Below are 16,428 nucleotides of genomic sequence, written 5' to 3' on the forward strand. Positions count from 1 at the left end.
CTCGACCGAGGTCTCGCGCCTGCGGTAGCGCTCGATGACGGCCGTCTGGAAGGTCGCCCCGCGGAGCTTCGGCACGCTGAGCTCGACTTCCCCGGCGCCCGTGACGAGCCTTCTCGTGTAATGGCCGCTGCGGTAGGCCTCCCGGCCCGCCGTCCTCTCGTAGCGTCCGGCCCCGACGAGCTCCGACGCCTCCTCGTCGAGCAGCGCGTTGAGCGTCTCCTCTACGGTCTTCCTCACCAGATTCTTTATGTCGTTGCGCAGCGACTCCTCGTCGACTGATACGATGTTCGCAGACACGGCCCGTGCCCCCTTCGTTGGTGATTTGTTGTTTAGTCGCTAGAAATCATATGACGGGGCGCGGGCCGTGTTCCGCTATGCGGTTGTCAATTTGCGAAAGAAATTATGCGTCACCCCACGGGCTCGCTGGTGCGGCTCGCGGGCGCGGTCATGTGCGAGCAGGACGAGATATGGCAGGAGTCCAGGTACTTCTCGGAGGCGAGGATGAACGAGCTCTACGACGACGGTCGCACCCGGGGGACCGACGGTCCCGTCGATTGGGCGCGGCTCGAGGCGGAGGCAAGGAAGATGCTCGAGTCCGGCCTCGAGCTTGCGGACAGGGTCGAGGCGGCATAGGATATCAACCGTATTCCAGATTCTGGGACGCCGGGCCGACTCGCTTCGGATCGGGCACTACACCAACTTTCTCGACACTACCGCGGCTGTTAACTTCTTGCTGAATTTAATTATGGGGTCGGTATTATTAATTAAATATCGACCCCATTGATAATTGGATCCTATGACTCTTGATCTTCTAGTGCGCGAAGGTTTTCTTTATTGATGTGTTCGCGGTGTGTCGAAATATCCTTCGGCACTCGGTAGATATCTCCATATACGTCTTCGGTGAACTTTCTGAGATTATTCGGTGCCTGGCAAGGAATCTGTTCAAAAGAAATAGTTTGTGTTGGGAATACATCCTGTTTTGAACATGCCCATTGATACTCAGACAAAATGTAGATATTCTCGATGCCCCAAAGCATTCCATTGGTTGCCTGCGCATCTATTATTCCTTGATCGATTTCGATCGAGCGGTATTTTGCAAACGTTTCTTCTATTTGGGTTGTAAGCGGATCGGATGCTGGAATGAATTCCTTTTCTTTCCATTCGCTGTAGTAGGGCGCGTCTTTCATCTCAGCTATCATTTTCATTCTTAGTTCTAGCTGTTTTTCAAACGTCTTTTTATCGGCGTTGCCGCTCTCTTCAAATATGAACAAGTCTAAAAAGCAGGGATTATTAATGTCTGCGTACATAAATCGAACTTGCTTACAGAAGTTCCAGACATCGTAAACGATTGAGATTCTATACCGTTCGTCATCGCTGACAATATCGATAAGTCTGTCAATCTCCGATCGCATCATGCCGAGATCGCTATCATCATCCCAAGGAATAAAGCCCTGGTGTCGGATTGCTCCAAGAAGCGTTCCGAATGCTATCCAGTATTGAAGACCGTTGTCTTTACATAATGAGTCAAACTCTCCAAGCAGCTTTGCACATCCGAGCTGCATTGCCCTGAGTCCGCCGTTGGCTTTCGGAAGCGACGCGAAAAAACGCTTCTTTGCGTCTTGTAGATCTTCGTTGTCGTTTCGGTAAAGCTGCCAAAGCATCGTTTCGATTCTCATCGAAACGCCGTCGTTATCACTTTTAAGCCATTCGGCCCTAAAATTCAGGTTGTCGTTAATACCGTTGTCGGCCTGCTCGATCCTCGCATTGATGGATCGGTTGAGTTCATAGAGTTCATAGACATCTGAGCGAAGATCTCTAATTGCTCGCTTTGATGCGGGAAGATGGTCGGCGATGCGTGACAGGATGCCCATTCTATATCCTTCGTGTTGAGAATTGAGTTCTGTTTAATATAGCCTACGTAGTTCGATGGTTTTGCGACGACTGATTAAATCTGGATGAGTGGAGCCCGGCTCCCACTAAGCGGTGGATAGCATGATTAAATGCTAAATAAAATATGTATACCGCCCTTTAATTTGTGGCATCGCTAGTGATTGCATTCTGTTTTGCTATACACCTGCAGTTCCCATTGTTTTTTCTCAACTTTTGCTACGGAGTCGAGGATGAGGCCGGTTGCCAGGCTCAGCCCGCACAGAAACATGAATGAGGCCGCGAGCATGGCTGTGGGGAAGCGGGGGACTAAGCCGGTTTGGAAGTACTCCACAACAATTGGGATTCCGAGAGTGAGACCTATGATGGCAAAGATGAATGCAATAAGACTAAAGAACTTGAGTGGACGGTAATCCTTAAAAAGCGTTCCAATCATTGCGATAACTTTAATACCGTCACCTATTGTGTTGAGCTTGGACTCGGAGCCTGCGGGCCTATCTCGATACTCTACCGGCACGTCTTGAATACGCCAGCGGTGATCGACAGCGTGGATGGAGAGCTCGGTTTCAATCTGGAAGCCCTCACTCAAAACGGGGAAGGTCTTGACGAAGGGTTTGCTCATGGCTCGGTAGCCGGTCATCACGTCGTCAAAGCTGTAGCCGTAAATCCACTTGATCATGGCACGAACAAGATTGTTTCCGAACCCGTGAAACGCTCTTTTGTTCTCTTCTGCATAGGTGCCATTAGAGAGACGGTCGCCGACGGTCATGTCTGCCTCGCCATTAAGGATGGGCTCGCAGAGCGATTTGGCGGCTTCGGCGGGGTACGTGTCGTCTCCATCAACCATCAAGTAGCACTCGGCGTCGATATCGCGAAACATTTGGCGGCAGACGTTGCCTTTTCCCTGCCTTGGTTCATGTCGCACTGTGGCCCCGTGCTGCTTGGCTATCTGTGCCGTATTGTCGGCGGAATTGTTGTCGTAAACGTATACTGTCGCGTCTGGCAATTCGCGGTGAAAGTCATCGACAACTTTGCCGATCGTTAATGCTTCGTTGTAGCAAGGGATAATGACGGCGATATTCGAATAGTCCATATAGGACCTCCTTTATATGACTTAACTGGTCGAAAGTATAACCATCACACATCCCTTTGATTAGATATGGGTTAGTTCTCCAGATTTGTTGCGGTGAGTTATCGTTTACGCGGGAGGGCTATACTTTCCAATGTTATGTTTTACGAGACAAGGAGATGGTCCGTGGCTGACAATCTTGAGAGTCAGAAAGCGGTGGCTAAACCGGCCTCTCACGCTAAAAATGATTATGAGAAGGACAAATTTATCCTCAGGCAGCTGGTTACCAAGGATTTTAAGATTAAGTATCGCCGCAGCGTTTTGGGCGTAGCTTGGTCCGTACTTAATCCTTTGTTGATGATGATTGTCATGTCGATCGTGTTTTCGACTATCTTTGCCCAAGGTCGTAATGGCTCCATCACGCCTGAGATGTATCCACTTTATTTGATCGTCGGTAACGTGACGTTTTCCGTCATGTCCGAGTCTACGAACCAAGCACTTATGTCCATCATTTGGGCTTCCTCACTGCTAAAGAAGGTCAAGGTGCATCGCTGGGTATTCCCGGTGCAAAAGGTATTGTTTTCGCTTGTTAACTTCGCTTTCTCTCTGGTTGCCGTCGCCTTGGTCATGTTCTGGTTCCATGTAGTTCCTACTTGGCATTTAATCCTGTTGCCGGTTTGCCTCCTTTTGCTCATGTGCTTCTGCATGGGGTTGGGTTTGATGCTTTCGGCGCTGGCGGTTTTCTTCCGCGATGTTATGCATCTGTGGAGCGTTGTCATTACTGCCTGGATGTATCTGACGCCGATTTTCTGGACGACCGACTTCATTGGTCAAATGGCTCGTTGGATTCAGGTGCTTGTTGTGGTGAATCCCATGTACAACTACCTGCAGTTTATGCGTGATATTTTCCTGTTCAACACCGTGCCCTCTGCGCTTACGCTTGGCCTTTGTGTTGCTTGGGCTGCTATCGCCCTTGCTGCTGGCTATACCGTGTTCCACAAGACCGAACACAAGTTTATTCTCTACATCTAAGGAGTGCTGTTCATGACTGAATCTGCTATTGATTACAGCAAGCAGCCCCTTGCTGTTGAGGTTAAAGACGTCACCATGATTTTTAATATGGCGTCCGAATCGCTTACAAACCTCAAGGAGTACTTTATTAAGCTCGCAAAGCACGAGCTGTTCTTTGAGGAATTCCGTGCGCTTAAGCACATTTCGTTTGATGTGCATCGCGGCGAGGTCGTTGGCCTTGTTGGCACTAACGGTTCCGGCAAGTCTACGATGCTCAAGATTATCGCTGGCGTTTTGGAGCCCAGCGAAGGCGAGGTTAAGGTTCACGGCAATATTGCACCGCTGATTGAGCTTGGTGCCGGCTTTGACCCGGAACTTACCGCGCGTGAGAATATCTATCTGAACGGTGCGCTGCTTGGCTATACCAAGGAGTTTATCGACGCTAGTTTTGACGAGATCATCGAGTTCGCTGAGCTTAAAGACTTCGTTGACATGCCGCTGAAGAACTTCTCTTCGGGTATGGTTGCACGCATTGCCTTTGCTATCGCTACGATTACCGAGCCCGATATCCTCATCGTCGATGAGACGCTTTCTGTTGGCGATGTCTTTTTCCAGCAGAAGTGCGAGCGCCGCATTCAGCACTTTATTGAGAGCGGTGACGTCACGGTCTTGTTCGTTTCTCACTCCATGGAGCAGGTTGAGCGTATTTGCCAGCGTGCTGTTTGGATCGAAAAGGGCGACCTGCGTATGGATGGCCCCGTGGACGAGGTCTGCAAGGCGTACCACGACCAGTTCAAGTAGGTTATAATTTATCAGTCGCGTGCGCTTGTACCCGCTTGGACGCGCGGCTTTATGCTCCATTAGCTCAGTTGGATAGAGCAGGGGACTTCTAATCCCAAGGTCGACGGTTCGAATCCGCCATGGAGCACCTCGTATTTACCGAGCCGTCAATGTGGCGGCTCTTCTTTTTTGGAGCGGCTGATGGGCGCACTTTCCTCTGTTCGGATTGAAGCAAACCCCGATTTGTTTGAAACTGGTTTAGTCGGTGCGGAGAGTCATCATTCCTTAAAACGAGTGCTTACCTATGGAACATTCGACCTACTGCATTATGGACACATTCGTCTCCTTCAGCAGGCTTCCAAGCTTGGCGATTATTTAATCGTAGGGTTGTCAACTGATGAATTTAATGCACTCAAAGGAAAGACCAGCTTTTACTCCTATGAAGTTCGGCGCGAGATGCTTGAGGCTCTACGCTATGTTGACTTGGTCATTCCCGAAAATGATTGGAATCAGAAGACGCGCGACGTCGAAATATACCATGCCGATATTGTTTGTATGGGAGGGGATTGGGCTGGCGACCCTCGTTTCGAATCGCTAAAAGATATCTGCGATGTTGTCTACTTGAACCGAACCCCCGGAATCTCTACAACAGAAGTAAAAAGCAGGCTTGCTCAGTAGGACCTATCCTGTGCATCATCAGTCCGTCTGCAAGGGAAAGCAGCGCCGCAATTTTTGTATTAAAGACTCTGAATTCAGGCTTGGCATATATTGAATCTTGGTATTGTCTAAACAGGGCCGCAAGACATGGGGATGACTTGCGGCCCTGTTTTCTTGAATAGAAGTAGTGCACTTCGATTGCTCCACAAAAATAGTCCGGCACGGCGATCGCTGCACCGGACTTACTGCTTTTGTAATTTTGGCTGTCTGCTTTGGCCTGCTGCGCCCCTACGCCTCCGTGGGCTCCACGCCCAGCTCGTTGCGGACGAGCTCGAAGGCGGCGGCGATGGCCTTGTCCATGTCGTAGTACTTGTAGCCGCCCAGGCGACCGGCGAAGATCACGTCGCCCTCCTGCGCCGCCAGCTCCTCGTACTGCTTGTAGAGGGCCTCGTTCTTGGCGTCGTTGATGGGGTAGTAGGGCTCGTCGCCGGGCTTCCAGTCGGCAGGGTACTCGCGCGTGATGACGGTCTTGTCCTGCGTGTCGAACTCAAAGTGCTTGTGCTCGATGATGCGCGTGTAGGGGATCTCGCGCTCGGTGTAGTTGACCACGGCCACGCCCTGGTGGTCCTGCTCGTCGAGCGTCTCGGTCTCAAAGCGCAGGCTGCGGTACTCGAGCGTACCCAGCTTAAAGTCGTAGAACGCGTCGATGGGGCCGCAGTAGATCGTCTTGGCGGCGATATCGGGCTCGGCGGCGATCAGCTCTTTGTACTCCACGCCGCAGCGCACCTCGACGCCCTCGAGCATGTTGGCGACCATCTTGGTGTAGCCGCCCATGGGGATGCCCTGGTAGCGGTCGTTGAAGTAGTTGTTGTCGTAGGTAAAGCGGCAGGGGAGGCGCTTGATGATGCTCGCGGGCAGGTCGCGGCAATCACGGCCCCACTGCTTCTCGGTGTAGCCCTTCACGAGCGTCTCGAAGATGTCGCGGCCGACGAGCGACAGCGCCTGCTCCTCAAGATTCTGCGGCTCGCCGATGTTCTCGGCGGCCACCTGCTCGGCGATCTTGGCCTTGGCGTCTGCCGGCGTGACGACGCCCGGCCACATCTTGGCGAAGGTGTTCATGTTAAAGGGCATGTTGTACATGTTGCCGTGGAAGTTGGCGACCGGCGAGTTGACGTAATTGTTGAACTCGGCGAAGCGGTTGACGTAGTCCCAGACGTCCTTCATAGAGGTGTGGAAGATGTGCGCGCCGTAGCGGTGGACCTGGATGCCCTCGACGTCCTCGGTGTAGATGTTGCCGGCGATGTGATCGCGGCGATCGATGACCAGGACCGACTTGCCGGCGCGCTTGGCGGCATTGGCAAAGACGGCACCCGAAAGGCCGGCACCGACGACAAGGTAATCGTACTGGGACATGGATATGCTCCTTTGTATGTCAATTGGACAGATATTTAAGATGTGGGATGTGCACAACGTTTCAACTTTTAGATAATTGCGTCCTGCTGGCCACTTTGGCCGATAAGTATTACGGCTATTTTACCGCCACCTTGAGCGATCTCTCTGCGCGCCCGCCGGTTAAGAGCGAAAGAACTAAAGTTGCATTGACGTACTTTAGGGCATGATATAGCGCGGCGGCAAGAGCAAATAGAATCACGCAATATAGAAGTTTAAATGAGATATTCGCTAAAGCAATTGAGGGGAGGCATACCGTGATGCCCCTTAAGAACTCATCCAGCCAATATAAATATGGTTGATGTTGCAATGCGTAAACTAGAAAAGTAGTTTTGTATACTGTCGAGCTTTCGTAAATAACTGGAAGATTTAGCAATAATAGCATTAAGGTGGGAATGCATCTCACCGTGATATATGCGAAGGAATCACCATTTTTTGATATAAAAATAAAGCCTAAGAATAGCTGCAGGATACATAGTGTGATTGTGCGGTTATTGTTGTCGGAGTGAAGCCCTGCGTATGCTCCTAAAATATATGCCGGTAGATATCCAACGGTGTTTCCGTTATAGCCGTAGGTAAAGAATCTTTGAATGGCAGGGTTGGCTGAATTTCCCAGCTTGAAACAGGTAAAAAAGCAGGCCACAACAACAATGGCACCTATTTTGGGATTCTCTAGTAGACGAAGGATTGGGTAAGAGCAACACGCCAGCAGGAATATTGCATATACATACCAAAGGGCTCCATTGGGGGGCCAAGTTTGAAACAGAAATACCGTACCAATCCATTTTTCAATGGAGTAAGGTGCTCCGACGGTAACGAGATATGCAGTTGATAACAATTGCCAAATTAGGTATGGAATAAGAAGCGTCCTGACTCGTTTCTTGATTTTTAGAGGTATTTTTTTTGGGGTGAGCCCCGAAAACAATAGGAACCCTGACACCGTAAAGAAATATGACATTGCTAAGACGGCAAGCTGATTTATTGAAGAAGCAATCAGTTCGTTGAGCCGTAGATCAACTGGTCCTAAGCCGGGAGGAGTTGTCGGCCAGGAATGATATGCAACAATTACGGCCGTCATTACTACTCCGAGCACTTTAATGTTGTTGCTTGTCGACTTCTCAATCATGCATAGATGCCTTTCGTTACGCAAAAATATTCAATGGAACTTATCATATCATTGCAGCCCAAGATGCCTCTTCGCTCGATCAGTGGCAGACTGCTCTAATGAGGGGCTGCAAGATTTTAATATCTTGCTATTGTCTGCTATTTCATGTTTGCAATTAACCGAGATGCTCCCTCAGCAGCTCCAGTGCGTGAGCGTTGCCAGGTTTCCAAATGAACTTAAGGACTCGCTATTCTGCCCGTAGGCACTCGGGCAAGACGCTCCCGACTGCATCTATTGCTTGCGGCTTCAGGTATTGCTCATTGAGCTTTGCTTTTCTGTAGGCGTAGCGAGTGTCTGCCGAGTACTTGATCAATACGTCGGTGAAGAACCGCTCCCAGCTCAGGTAGTCGCGGCTTTCGATATAGCTCGAAGGATCCTTGAGGATTTTTGGAATGTCGTTGTTGGGGATGAGGCCGGATTGCAGAAGCGTCCACTCAAATGATTCCGGGAGGAACAAGCGAACGTTCTTGTAAACGCGCTGTCCCAGCACCTTTTCGATGTAGGGGCCAAACGCTGCGCCGTCTCCAATGGCAAGAACGTTTTGCTCGGGGCATTCGTGAATCGTTCGTTTTAGGTTTGCTACGCCGGTAGCGGTGTAGCAGGGGATTCCCAGTCGGTTGCAAAGGGCGCTGTAGAATTGATAACCAGACTTGCTATCCTCGACAATTACGGCATCGGGATTGTCGAAACCTACGTTAAGGTCCTGATACAGCATACTTGCCGTGTGGTCATATAGCGGCTTGGTCACCGAGTAGAAGCGCCTGTCGCTCTTGCGGCCATTGATCGTCTTGCTTGTGGTGTTGACCAGTTTTAGGATCTCGTCGACGCTGTAGGGGAGCTCGTTGGCGTCGCGACGAGATATCAGAACAAAATAGTTGGACGAGCCGTTGACGGCTTTGGCGAAGTCCTTTGAGTAGATAAACTCGTTACCCTCATCTAGAAAGACGATTGAATCTTCGATAATCGACAGCTCGCGCTCCCAGCGTCTGCCAGAAAGCGTTTCGCAGGGCACGTCGCAGCTGAGTGTAACGCCGCTTTCCTGTCCTCGGTCGTTGTAGTCGCGAATCATCGAGATGAGCGTCGTTTTGCCCGTGCCGCTGTTGCCGCGTATGAAGGAAATATTTCGTTTAAACGTGAGCGTGTATTTGACCTTTGCACGCTCTACGACAACGGTGTGCGTTCCCCTCATTACTCATCAACATCCAAAAAGTCATTCGTGGCACCGACAAACTCCTGCATGTTCCTGACGATGCGGCCATCGTTTTCAATGCGGATTTCAAAGTTCTTCCAGGGGAATTTCATGATGTGGTAAAGGGTCACCAGCACATCCTGTTCTTTGCCGATCTTGAGTAGCCAGCGGGCACAGTTGTCTCCGCAGGTGGATGCGTTAAACACCATATTTGGGAGATTGCGCACCAGCAGCAGCGTCTTAACGCCGCCGGACAGTTCGAGTGGAGTGATTGAGCCCAGCTGCTTGCTTACGATGTTGTGGGGACCGATGAGCTCTGATCCGTCCACGCGTTTAATAATCTGTGCGGCCATGGGGTCTTCGAACCATGAGTCCAAGTATGAGTTCCTAAAATAGGTTTCGGTATCGTAGATGGAACCGGGGTAATCCCCCAGGTGAATGCTCAGCATGTTGGTCTCCAGACGTAGTGTGACTGCAACGATTATATGCCAGTAATAAAATGCCGGCAGCAGCGAGGTCGCTACTGCCGGCGCTGGCTTTATTAGCGCGTAGTCGTGTTGATGGATTTGCTCGCGACGCTACTTTTCGAGATGCTCCTTCAGCAGCTCCAGCGCGTGAGCGTAGCCCTGGAGGCCTTCGCCGGTGATGGTGGCAAAGCAAGCCAGGCGGGCGTAGCTCACCTGACGGAAGTCCTCGCGCGTCTCGACGGCGCTAATGTGGACCTCAACGGCGGGGATGGCGACGGCCTTGAGGGCGTCCAGGATGGCTACGCTGGTGTGCGTGTAGGCCGCCGGGTTGATGACGATGCCGTCGACCTTGCCGTAAGCCTCCTGGATCTTGTCGACGATACTGCCCTCGTGGTTGGACTGGAAGACCTCGACCTCGTCAAAGCCCTGTGCGGCACCTGCCTCCTGGCAGATCTGGACCAGGCGGTCGTAGTTGTCGCTGCCGTAGATACCCGGCTCGCGAATGCCGAGCATGTTGAGGTTGGGGCCGTTGATGACGAGTGCTTTCATGGTTGCTTCCTTTGTGGTCTGGTTGGTGGCGGGGCTTGCTGTCTGCGACGTTTGCCCAGATAAAACCTGCCAAAATAAACCTGTCCCTTTTTGGCAGGTTTTAGAGGGTGTCGAGGACGGCGCGGGCGGTGTTGGCGGCGCAGTCGCGTGAGTCGATGATGTAGTCGGCCCAGGCGCGGTAGCGCGGCATGCGCTGCTCGGCGAGCTTATCGATGCCGTCGCGGGCGGTGATGGGGCGGCCCTTGTGAGCGAGTTCGTCGAGCTTGCGGTTGAGCATCACGATCTGGCTGTTTTGGTGCAGCAGCGGGTAGTTCTCGTCGCGTGTGACCACGCCGCCGCCGGTGGAGAGCACCAGGCCGCTGCGCTTGGAGATATCGGCCAGCGCCGCCGTCTCCTGCTCGCGGAATGCCGCCTCGCCACGTTCGACGATATAGTCGGCACAGGGCATGCCGAGGCGCTCCTCGAGCGCGCGGTCTAAGTCGATGTGCTCGCGGCCCGTGAGCTGGGCAATCTGCTCGCCCACGCGGGTCTTGCCCGAGCCCGGCATGCCGATGAGCGCGATGTTCTGCTCGTGGCGGGACAGGCGCTCCGTCACATCCAGGATGCGCTCGCGCGGTGTAATCTGACCGGTGTAGCGCTCAACAGCCTGTGCCGCTTGGGCCACGAGCATCAGCAGGCCGCCGATGCAGGGGATGCCGCGGCGCTCGGCCTCGAGCATGAGTCCCGTGCGGGCGGGATTGTAGACAATGTCGATGACGCCTTCGAGCGCGTCAAGTCCTTCGAGCGTGCAAGGCGCGTCGGGGCAGTGGGGGAACATGCCGACGGGCGTGCAGTTGACGAGCAACGCGGCATCGGACTGCTGTGCGATGTTATCGTAGTTGACCTCGCTCGTGCGACCCACGGGCACCACGATGGCGCCTAGGTCGCCGAGCACCATGCTTGCTGTGGTGCCGGCACCGCCGGTGGCGCCGAGCACGAGGACCTTCTTTCCGGCAACCTCAACGCCCAGCTCCTCGACCAGGCACTGAAAACCAAAGTAGTCGGTGTTGTCGCCGCGCAGGCGGCCGTCGGGTAGGCGCGTGATGGTGTTGACGTTACCCATGCGCTTGGCCAGGGGACTCAGCTCGTCCAGGTAGTCCATGACGGCTCGCTTGTAGGGGATGGTCACGTTGGTGCCTTCCCACTCGTCGCCCGTCATAAAAGCCTCGAGGTTCTCGGGCTCGCGCTCAAAGCGCACATACTCCAGCCCTGCGAGCTCCTTGTAGATGGTCGGGGTGTAGCTGTGGCCCAGCACGCGGCCCAGCACGCCGTAGGGGCGGGTTGCGGTGGTATCGGTCATCTAGAGCACCTCCGTGTAGCTGCCAAAGTAGGTGAAACTCTCGCACACGTCGTCGATGGAATCGAGCAGGTCGTCGAGGGCCTTGCTGCCAAAGGGGCAGTCCAGGTCAAAGTAGAACATAAACTCAAAGTCGTGCCCGGGGATGGGGCGGCTCTCGAGCTTGATGAGGTTGATGTTGAGCGCGTAGAAGCGCTCGAGCACTCGGTAGAGGGCACCCGGCTCATTGGCCGTGGTGATCATGAGCGAGGTACGGTTGGCACCGGGATAGACGCGCGGCTCGCGGCTGATGACGACAAAGCGTGTGTAGTTATTGTCCGAGTCCTGGATATTGGGCTCCAGCACCTCGAGGCCATACAGCGCGGCGCAGCTGCGCGAGGCGATGGCGGCGACGTCGGTGCGAGCGGAGTTGGCGACCATCTCGGCCGACATAGCAGTGTTGGGGTACTTGGTGGCGTGCAGGCCGTGGCCCTCGATAAAGCCGGCGCACTGGGCGATGGCCTGGCCATGGCTGTAGACCTCGCGCACGTCTGCGAGCTTGGTGCCGGGTTTGACGAGCAGGTTGTGATCGATCTTGAGGCGCAGCGAACGCACGATGTGGAAATCGAACTGTGCGAGAAGATCGTAGACGGCGTTGACCGAGCCAGCGGTTGAGTTTTCGATGGGCAGCACGCCAAACTCGCAGAAGCCGTCGCGTACGGCGCGCATAACGCCTTCAAAGGTTTCAAAGAACGCAATGTCGGGCACGTCGAAGAGCTTGCACGCGGCAATTTGGCTGTAGGCGCCTTCCACGCCCTGGCAGGCAACGGTGGCCGTCTGAGGGAAAGGTGTGTCAAATGCTGCCGCCGTGGCATGGGCCTTTTGCGACACGGTGATGCCCTTGAGCTCGTTAATGTAGCGCTGCTGCTCGGCCTTGCTCATGCTCATGAGGAGGCGGAACAGGGTAATGGTCTGGGCCTCGTAGCGCTCGGGTGCTCGGCTGGCGAGGTTGTTGAGTTTGGAGCGCTCGCGGGCGGGGTCGAAGACGGCCTTGCCCATCTCGATCTTTGATTTGGCGACCTCGGTGGCAATGTCCATGCGCTCGACAAAGCTGTTGAGGAGCGTGGTGTCGATGCCATCGATGGCCTGGCGGATGTCGGCAAGGTCCATGGAGACCCCTTTCGTGAATCGTTGCCTGGGGTAGCTAATTTGGGACGGGGCTTTTTTAGCTACCCTTTGACTGGTGGCGAATCGATGGGTGCCGGGGCAAATACTCACTGGCATATGGGGGTAGCTAAAAAAGCCCCGTCCCAAATTAGCTACCCTCGGGGTGGGTGGGCTAAAGCTGGGCTGCGTCTTCTAGGAGGGCGTCCCAGATGGCGAGCGCCGCGGCTGCCTCGGCTACGGGGACGGCGCGCGGGACGATGCAGGGGTCGTGGCGGCCGTGGACCGAGAGCTCCGCATTTTCCATGGCGTCCATGTCCACGGTCTGCTGCTCGCGACCGATGGAGGGCGTCGGCTTTACGGCCATCCGCCACATGACGGGTGCGCCGGTGGAGATGCCGCCCAGGATGCCGCCGGCGTTGTTGGACTCGACCGCAATCTCGCCGGTCTCGGCATCTATGCGGTACGGATCGTTGTTCTCGCTGCCGCGCATGGCGGCCACGGCAAAGCCCATGCCAAACTCCACGCCCTTTACGGCGGGAATGCCAAAGGCGATCTGTGCGATGCGGTTCTCGATGCCATCGAACATGGGGTCACCGATACCCGCGGGGAGCCCATAGATGCCGCACTCCACGATGCCGCCGATGCTATCAAGCTCGTCGCGTGCGGCGAGAATCTCCTCGCGCATACGGCCGGCAGCTGCCGCGTCGATGCACGGTAGGTCGTTCGAAAGGATCGCCTTGCGGTCGGCCTCGCGATAGACCATGTCGTCCATGGGCAGGTCGGAGATGCCGCCGATCTGCGCGACGTGTGCCATCACCTTGATGCCGCGCGCCTCGAGTGCCTGCAGCGCAATACCGCCGGCGATGCATAGGGGAGCCGTTAAGCGGCCGGAAAAATGCCCGCCGCCGGCGACATCGTGCATGTTGTGGTATTTCACGCGCGCGGGGTAGTCCGCATGCCCCGGGCGGGGCTTGCGGCGCAGCTCGGAATAGTCCTTGGAGCGCATGTTGGTGTTCTCGATAATCGCGGCTATAGGCGCGCCGGTGGTGTGCCCATCGACCACACCGGCAATGATGTGCGCGGCGTCGGCCTCGCGGCGCTTGGTCGCGGTCTCGTCGCGACCGGGGGCGCGACGATCGAGGAAGGCCTGCAGCTGCTCCTGGTCAACGGCGATACCTGCCGGAATGCCGTCGAGCGAGCAGCCGATGGCGGGGGAGTGCGACTGGCCGAAGATGCTTAAGTGCAAAACGTTGCCAAAGGTCGAGGACATGCTATTCCTCCTCGAGCGTGACCTTGCCGCCCAGCAGGCGGTAGTGGTCAAAGAAATCGGGATAGGACTTATTGACGGCCTCGGCGCCGTGGATCACAACTTCGCCGGTAGCACGGCTCGCGGCGATGGCGGCCATCATGGCGATACGATGGTCGTTGTGCGAATCGACCTCGCCGCCGGTAAAGGCATCGACGCCCTTGATGATGAGGTCGTCGCCGGCAATGCGCACCTGCGCGCCCAGCGCGGTGAGCTCACGGGTGGTGGTGGCAAGACGGTCGGATTCTTTGATGCGTAGGCGGGCACAATCGCGGATGAACGTGCGGCCCTGCGCCAGCGATGCTACGGCCGAGATAACGGGCACCAGGTCGGGGATGTCGTGCGCGCTCATCTCAAAGCCTGCGAGCTTGTCGGACTGCACGGTGGCGGCGTTGGTGGAGCGCACGATGCGGGCACCAAAGCGCGAAAGCGCGGCAAGCACGTTGCGATCACCCTGGGCCGAGCTGAGTGACACACCCTCGACAGTGATGGGGTCGGAGCCGATGGCGCCGGCACACAGCCAAAAGGCGGCGTTGGACCAGTCGCCCTCGACAGCCACGTTGCCAGGCGTGCGGTACGAGCCGCTGCTCACGCGGAAGTTCGTGACCTCGGGCTTGCCATTCTTGGCGGGGATGCGCTCGACGTTGACCTCGACGCCGAAGGCCTTCATGGCCTGGATCGTCAGGTTGATGTAGGGACGGCTCTCGATAAGGCCGGTCACCTGCACGCAGGAGGGCTGGGCCAGCAGCGGGGCTGCCAACAGTAGACCGGAGATGTACTGTGAGCTCACATTGCCCGGCAGGATAAAAGTACCCGGGCGCATGCGGCCACTTGTCTTGAGCGGAAAGCCGCCCAGGCCCTGCAGGTCGCAGCCGGCGGCGATGATCTCGTCCGAGAGCGGGGAGAGCGGGCGGGCGCCCAGACGGCCCTGGCCCACAAACGTGGCCTCTGCTCCCAGCGCGCAGGCGACGGGCAGCATAAAGCGGAGCGTGGAGCCGCTCTCGCCGCAGTCGAGCGTGCCACCGGCAAGTGCTTTGAGCAGGCCAAACTCAATACTTTTCATAGTGGGATGGACTTGGAAGCCATCCTCGACGGTCTCGATGCGGGCGCCGAGTGCCGTGAGGCAGCGCACCGTGGCCTCGATATCGGCGCAGGTGGTGTTGCAGGTCACATGCGTCTCACCGTTGGCAAGGGCGGCGCAGATGATCAGGCGGTGCGCCATCGACTTGGATGCGATGGCGGGGACGGTGCCCTTGAGTGGGGACGGAGTGATGCGGGCTAGCATGCGGAGGCGTCTCCCTTCTGGCCGAGGCCCTCGGCAATTAAATCGTGAAAGGCGGAAAGCGGCGTGCGGTCGATGCTGCAGCGGCCAATGCCGTGCGGAATTACCAGGTCGATGGTGTCACCGGCGCGCTTTTTATCGTGGAGTGCCTCGGCAAAGACGGCGTCGGCCGAAAGCTCGCAGCGGGTCTTAAGGCCGTGGCGTGCGCAGAGCTCCTCGATGCGGCCGGGCAGCTCGGCGTCGCAAATGCCATGAAGCGCTGCGGCGCGCGTGATGATGCCCATGCCGATCGACACGCAGTTGCCATGTCCCAGCTCAAAGTGCTCGCAGGCCTCGACAGCGTGTCCGGCGCTGTGTCCAAAGTTGAGCAGCTTGCGCTGGTTGGTCTCGCGCTCATCGGCGACAACCACGGCGCGTTTAATGTCGATATTGCGGGCGATGATGAGCGCCACGCGGGCCACGTCGCGGTTGAGGAGCTCCAGCGTGAGCGGGGTCTTCTCCAACTCGGTGAAAAGCTCGGGGTCGGCGATCACGGCGTGTTTGACGACCTCTCCGCAGCCGTCGGCAAACTGCTCGGGCGTGAGGGTGGCGAGACACCCCACGTCGGCAATAACTACACTCGGCTGCCAAAAGGCGCCGGCCAGGTTTTTGCCGGCTGCTAGGTCGATGGCCGTCTTGCCGCCCACCGACGAATCAACCATAGCGAGCAGGCTCGTGGGGATCTGCACAAATTTACAGCCGCGCATGTAGGTGGCGGCCACAAAGCCAGCCACGTCGCCTACAACGCCGCCGCCGAGTGCCACGATCACGTCGGAGCGCGAGAGCTCGTGCTCGGCCACAAACTCCAAGATGTTGATGTAGGTCTCGGCGCGCTTGTGGGCCTCGCCGGCCTCGAAGGTGCAGACACTCACCGTATAGCCCGCAGCCTCCAGGCTCTGCTTAACAGGCATTTGGTAGAGCGGGCCCACGTTGGTGTCCGTCACGATGACGGCTTTGGTACCGCCGGCGGTGGCGCGGACGAGCGGGCCCGCCTGCTCCAGCAAAAACGTGCCGACGTGCACCTGGTAGGGGCGTGCGGTGTCGATATCGATGGTAATCGCCATAAGCTTTGGTCCTTTCGACCTGGCGTGATAGG

General features: G+C 56.0%; 17 protein-coding genes and 1 tRNA gene. 5 read left to right on the forward strand and 13 right to left on the reverse strand.

Annotated features, from left to right (window positions below):
• Nucleotides 1–297: transposase (locus ACTQWD_RS01705; RefSeq protein ID WP_441559104.1), on the reverse strand; the 297-nt coding region annotated here is incomplete at its 3' end.
• A gap of 105 nt (nt 298–402) precedes the next feature.
• Here ACTQWD_RS01705 and ACTQWD_RS01710 point away from each other — a divergent pair.
• Nucleotides 403–633 carry a hypothetical protein gene (locus ACTQWD_RS01710; RefSeq protein ID WP_441559105.1) on the forward strand — a complete coding sequence of 77 codons (231 nt, stop codon included), beginning with the start codon at nt 403–405 and terminating at the stop codon, nt 631–633.
• Nucleotides 634–794: 161 nt separating this feature from the next.
• Here ACTQWD_RS01710 and ACTQWD_RS01715 read toward each other — a convergent pair whose 3' ends face one another.
• Both ACTQWD_RS01715 and ACTQWD_RS01720 read right to left on the reverse strand, forming a co-directional pair.
• Complete coding sequence (locus ACTQWD_RS01715) at nt 795–1,871, reverse strand: LicD family protein (RefSeq protein ID WP_441559106.1); 1,077 nt, start codon at nt 1,869–1,871, stop codon at nt 795–797.
• Nucleotides 1,872–2,044: 173 nt separating this feature from the next.
• On the reverse strand, nt 2,045–2,980 hold the full coding sequence (locus tag ACTQWD_RS01720; protein ID WP_441559107.1) for a glycosyltransferase family 2 protein: 936 nt from the start codon (nt 2,978–2,980) through the stop codon (nt 2,045–2,047).
• A gap of 162 nt (nt 2,981–3,142) precedes the next feature.
• Here ACTQWD_RS01720 and ACTQWD_RS01725 point away from each other — a divergent pair, with 162 nt between their 5' ends.
• The 4 genes from ACTQWD_RS01725 (at nt 3,143) to ACTQWD_RS01740 (ending at nt 5,425) form a co-directional block, all read left to right on the forward strand.
• Nucleotides 3,143–3,988: an ABC transporter permease gene (locus ACTQWD_RS01725; RefSeq protein ID WP_441559108.1), complete on the forward strand. Its 846-nt coding sequence runs from the start codon at nt 3,143–3,145 to the stop codon at nt 3,986–3,988.
• Between the two features lie 12 nt (nt 3,989–4,000).
• Entirely contained in the window at nt 4,001–4,768 is a 768-nt protein-coding gene (locus ACTQWD_RS01730) for an ABC transporter ATP-binding protein (RefSeq protein WP_117776189.1), read from the forward strand.
• A 53-nt stretch (nt 4,769–4,821) separates the two neighbouring features.
• Nucleotides 4,822–4,895, forward strand: a tRNA-Arg gene (locus ACTQWD_RS01735).
• A 53-nt stretch (nt 4,896–4,948) separates the two neighbouring features.
• Complete coding sequence (locus tag ACTQWD_RS01740; protein ID WP_441559109.1) at nt 4,949–5,425, forward strand: adenylyltransferase/cytidyltransferase family protein; 477 nt, start codon at nt 4,949–4,951, stop codon at nt 5,423–5,425.
• 267 nt (nt 5,426–5,692) lie between these two features.
• On the opposite strand, the gene glf is transcribed toward ACTQWD_RS01740, so the two are convergent.
• The 10 genes from glf to aroB form a co-directional block, all read right to left on the reverse strand.
• Entirely contained in the window at nt 5,693–6,817 is a 1,125-nt protein-coding gene (glf, locus tag ACTQWD_RS01745) for a UDP-galactopyranose mutase (protein ID WP_441559110.1), read from the reverse strand.
• A 115-nt stretch (nt 6,818–6,932) separates the two neighbouring features.
• Complete coding sequence (locus ACTQWD_RS01750; RefSeq protein WP_441559111.1) at nt 6,933–7,979, reverse strand: acyltransferase family protein; 1,047 nt, start codon at nt 7,977–7,979, stop codon at nt 6,933–6,935.
• Nucleotides 7,980–8,205: 226 nt separating this feature from the next.
• Nucleotides 8,206–9,207, reverse strand: coding sequence for a hypothetical protein (locus tag ACTQWD_RS01755; protein ID WP_441559112.1), 1,002 nt, complete (start codon nt 9,205–9,207; stop codon nt 8,206–8,208).
• Nucleotides 9,207–9,656 carry a DUF4869 domain-containing protein gene (locus ACTQWD_RS01760; protein WP_427748113.1) on the reverse strand — a complete coding sequence of 150 codons (450 nt, stop codon included), beginning with the start codon at nt 9,654–9,656 and terminating at the stop codon, nt 9,207–9,209. Before ACTQWD_RS01760 ends, ACTQWD_RS01755 begins: the two co-directional genes overlap by 1 nt.
• 129 nt (nt 9,657–9,785) lie before the next feature.
• Nucleotides 9,786–10,223, reverse strand: a complete 438-nt coding sequence (gene aroQ, locus ACTQWD_RS01765) for a type II 3-dehydroquinate dehydratase (RefSeq protein ID WP_022094776.1) — start codon at nt 10,221–10,223, stop codon at nt 9,786–9,788.
• 100 nt (nt 10,224–10,323) lie between these two features.
• Entirely contained in the window at nt 10,324–11,562 is a 1,239-nt protein-coding gene (locus ACTQWD_RS01770; protein ID WP_441559113.1) for a shikimate kinase, read from the reverse strand.
• Nucleotides 11,563–12,708 (reverse strand): prephenate dehydratase, encoded by a 1,146-nt coding sequence (gene pheA / locus ACTQWD_RS01775; RefSeq protein WP_441559114.1) that lies wholly within the window; start codon nt 12,706–12,708, stop codon nt 11,563–11,565.
• Nucleotides 12,709–12,877: 169 nt separating this feature from the next.
• A complete protein-coding gene (gene aroC / locus ACTQWD_RS01780) occupies nt 12,878–13,975 on the reverse strand; it encodes a chorismate synthase (RefSeq protein WP_441559115.1) in 1,098 nt (365 codons plus the stop codon).
• A gap of 1 nt (nt 13,976) precedes the next feature.
• On the reverse strand, nt 13,977–15,296 hold the full coding sequence (gene aroA, locus ACTQWD_RS01785; RefSeq protein ID WP_427794801.1) for a 3-phosphoshikimate 1-carboxyvinyltransferase: 1,320 nt from the start codon (nt 15,294–15,296) through the stop codon (nt 13,977–13,979).
• Nucleotides 15,290–16,396 (reverse strand): 3-dehydroquinate synthase, encoded by a 1,107-nt coding sequence (gene aroB / locus ACTQWD_RS01790; protein ID WP_441559116.1) that lies wholly within the window; start codon nt 16,394–16,396, stop codon nt 15,290–15,292. Before aroB ends, aroA begins: the two co-directional genes overlap by 7 nt.
• Nucleotides 16,397–16,428: the final 32 nt, after the last annotated feature.

Origin of the sequence: Collinsella sp. LCP19S3_B6 (assembly GCF_052121815.1) — a bacterium.
Lineage (GTDB): Bacteria > Actinomycetota > Coriobacteriia > Coriobacteriales > Coriobacteriaceae > Collinsella.

Coding starts and splice junctions, on each gene's coding strand:
- ACTQWD_RS01710 (WP_441559105.1), top strand. CDS start 403: ATGCGTCACCCCACGGGCTCGCTGGTGCGGCTCGCGGGCGCGGTCATG.
- ACTQWD_RS01715 (WP_441559106.1), bottom strand. CDS start 1,871: ATGGGCATCCTGTCACGCATCGCCGACCATCTTCCCGCATCAAAGCGA.
- ACTQWD_RS01720 (WP_441559107.1), bottom strand. CDS start 2,980: ATGGACTATTCGAATATCGCCGTCATTATCCCTTGCTACAACGAAGCA.
- ACTQWD_RS01730 (WP_117776189.1), top strand. CDS start 4,001: ATGACTGAATCTGCTATTGATTACAGCAAGCAGCCCCTTGCTGTTGAG.
- ACTQWD_RS01740 (WP_441559109.1), top strand. CDS start 4,949: ATGGGCGCACTTTCCTCTGTTCGGATTGAAGCAAACCCCGATTTGTTT.
- glf (WP_441559110.1), bottom strand. CDS start 6,817: ATGTCCCAGTACGATTACCTTGTCGTCGGTGCCGGCCTTTCGGGTGCC.
- ACTQWD_RS01750 (WP_441559111.1), bottom strand. CDS start 7,979: ATGATTGAGAAGTCGACAAGCAACAACATTAAAGTGCTCGGAGTAGTA.
- ACTQWD_RS01755 (WP_441559112.1), bottom strand. CDS start 9,207: ATGAGGGGAACGCACACCGTTGTCGTAGAGCGTGCAAAGGTCAAATAC.
- ACTQWD_RS01760 (WP_427748113.1), bottom strand. CDS start 9,656: ATGCTGAGCATTCACCTGGGGGATTACCCCGGTTCCATCTACGATACC.
- aroQ (WP_022094776.1), bottom strand. CDS start 10,223: ATGAAAGCACTCGTCATCAACGGCCCCAACCTCAACATGCTCGGCATT.
- ACTQWD_RS01770 (WP_441559113.1), bottom strand. CDS start 11,562: ATGACCGATACCACCGCAACCCGCCCCTACGGCGTGCTGGGCCGCGTG.
- pheA (WP_441559114.1), bottom strand. CDS start 12,708: ATGGACCTTGCCGACATCCGCCAGGCCATCGATGGCATCGACACCACG.
- aroC (WP_441559115.1), bottom strand. CDS start 13,975: ATGTCCTCGACCTTTGGCAACGTTTTGCACTTAAGCATCTTCGGCCAG.
- aroA (WP_427794801.1), bottom strand. CDS start 15,296: ATGCTAGCCCGCATCACTCCGTCCCCACTCAAGGGCACCGTCCCCGCC.
- aroB (WP_441559116.1), bottom strand. CDS start 16,396: ATGGCGATTACCATCGATATCGACACCGCACGCCCCTACCAGGTGCAC.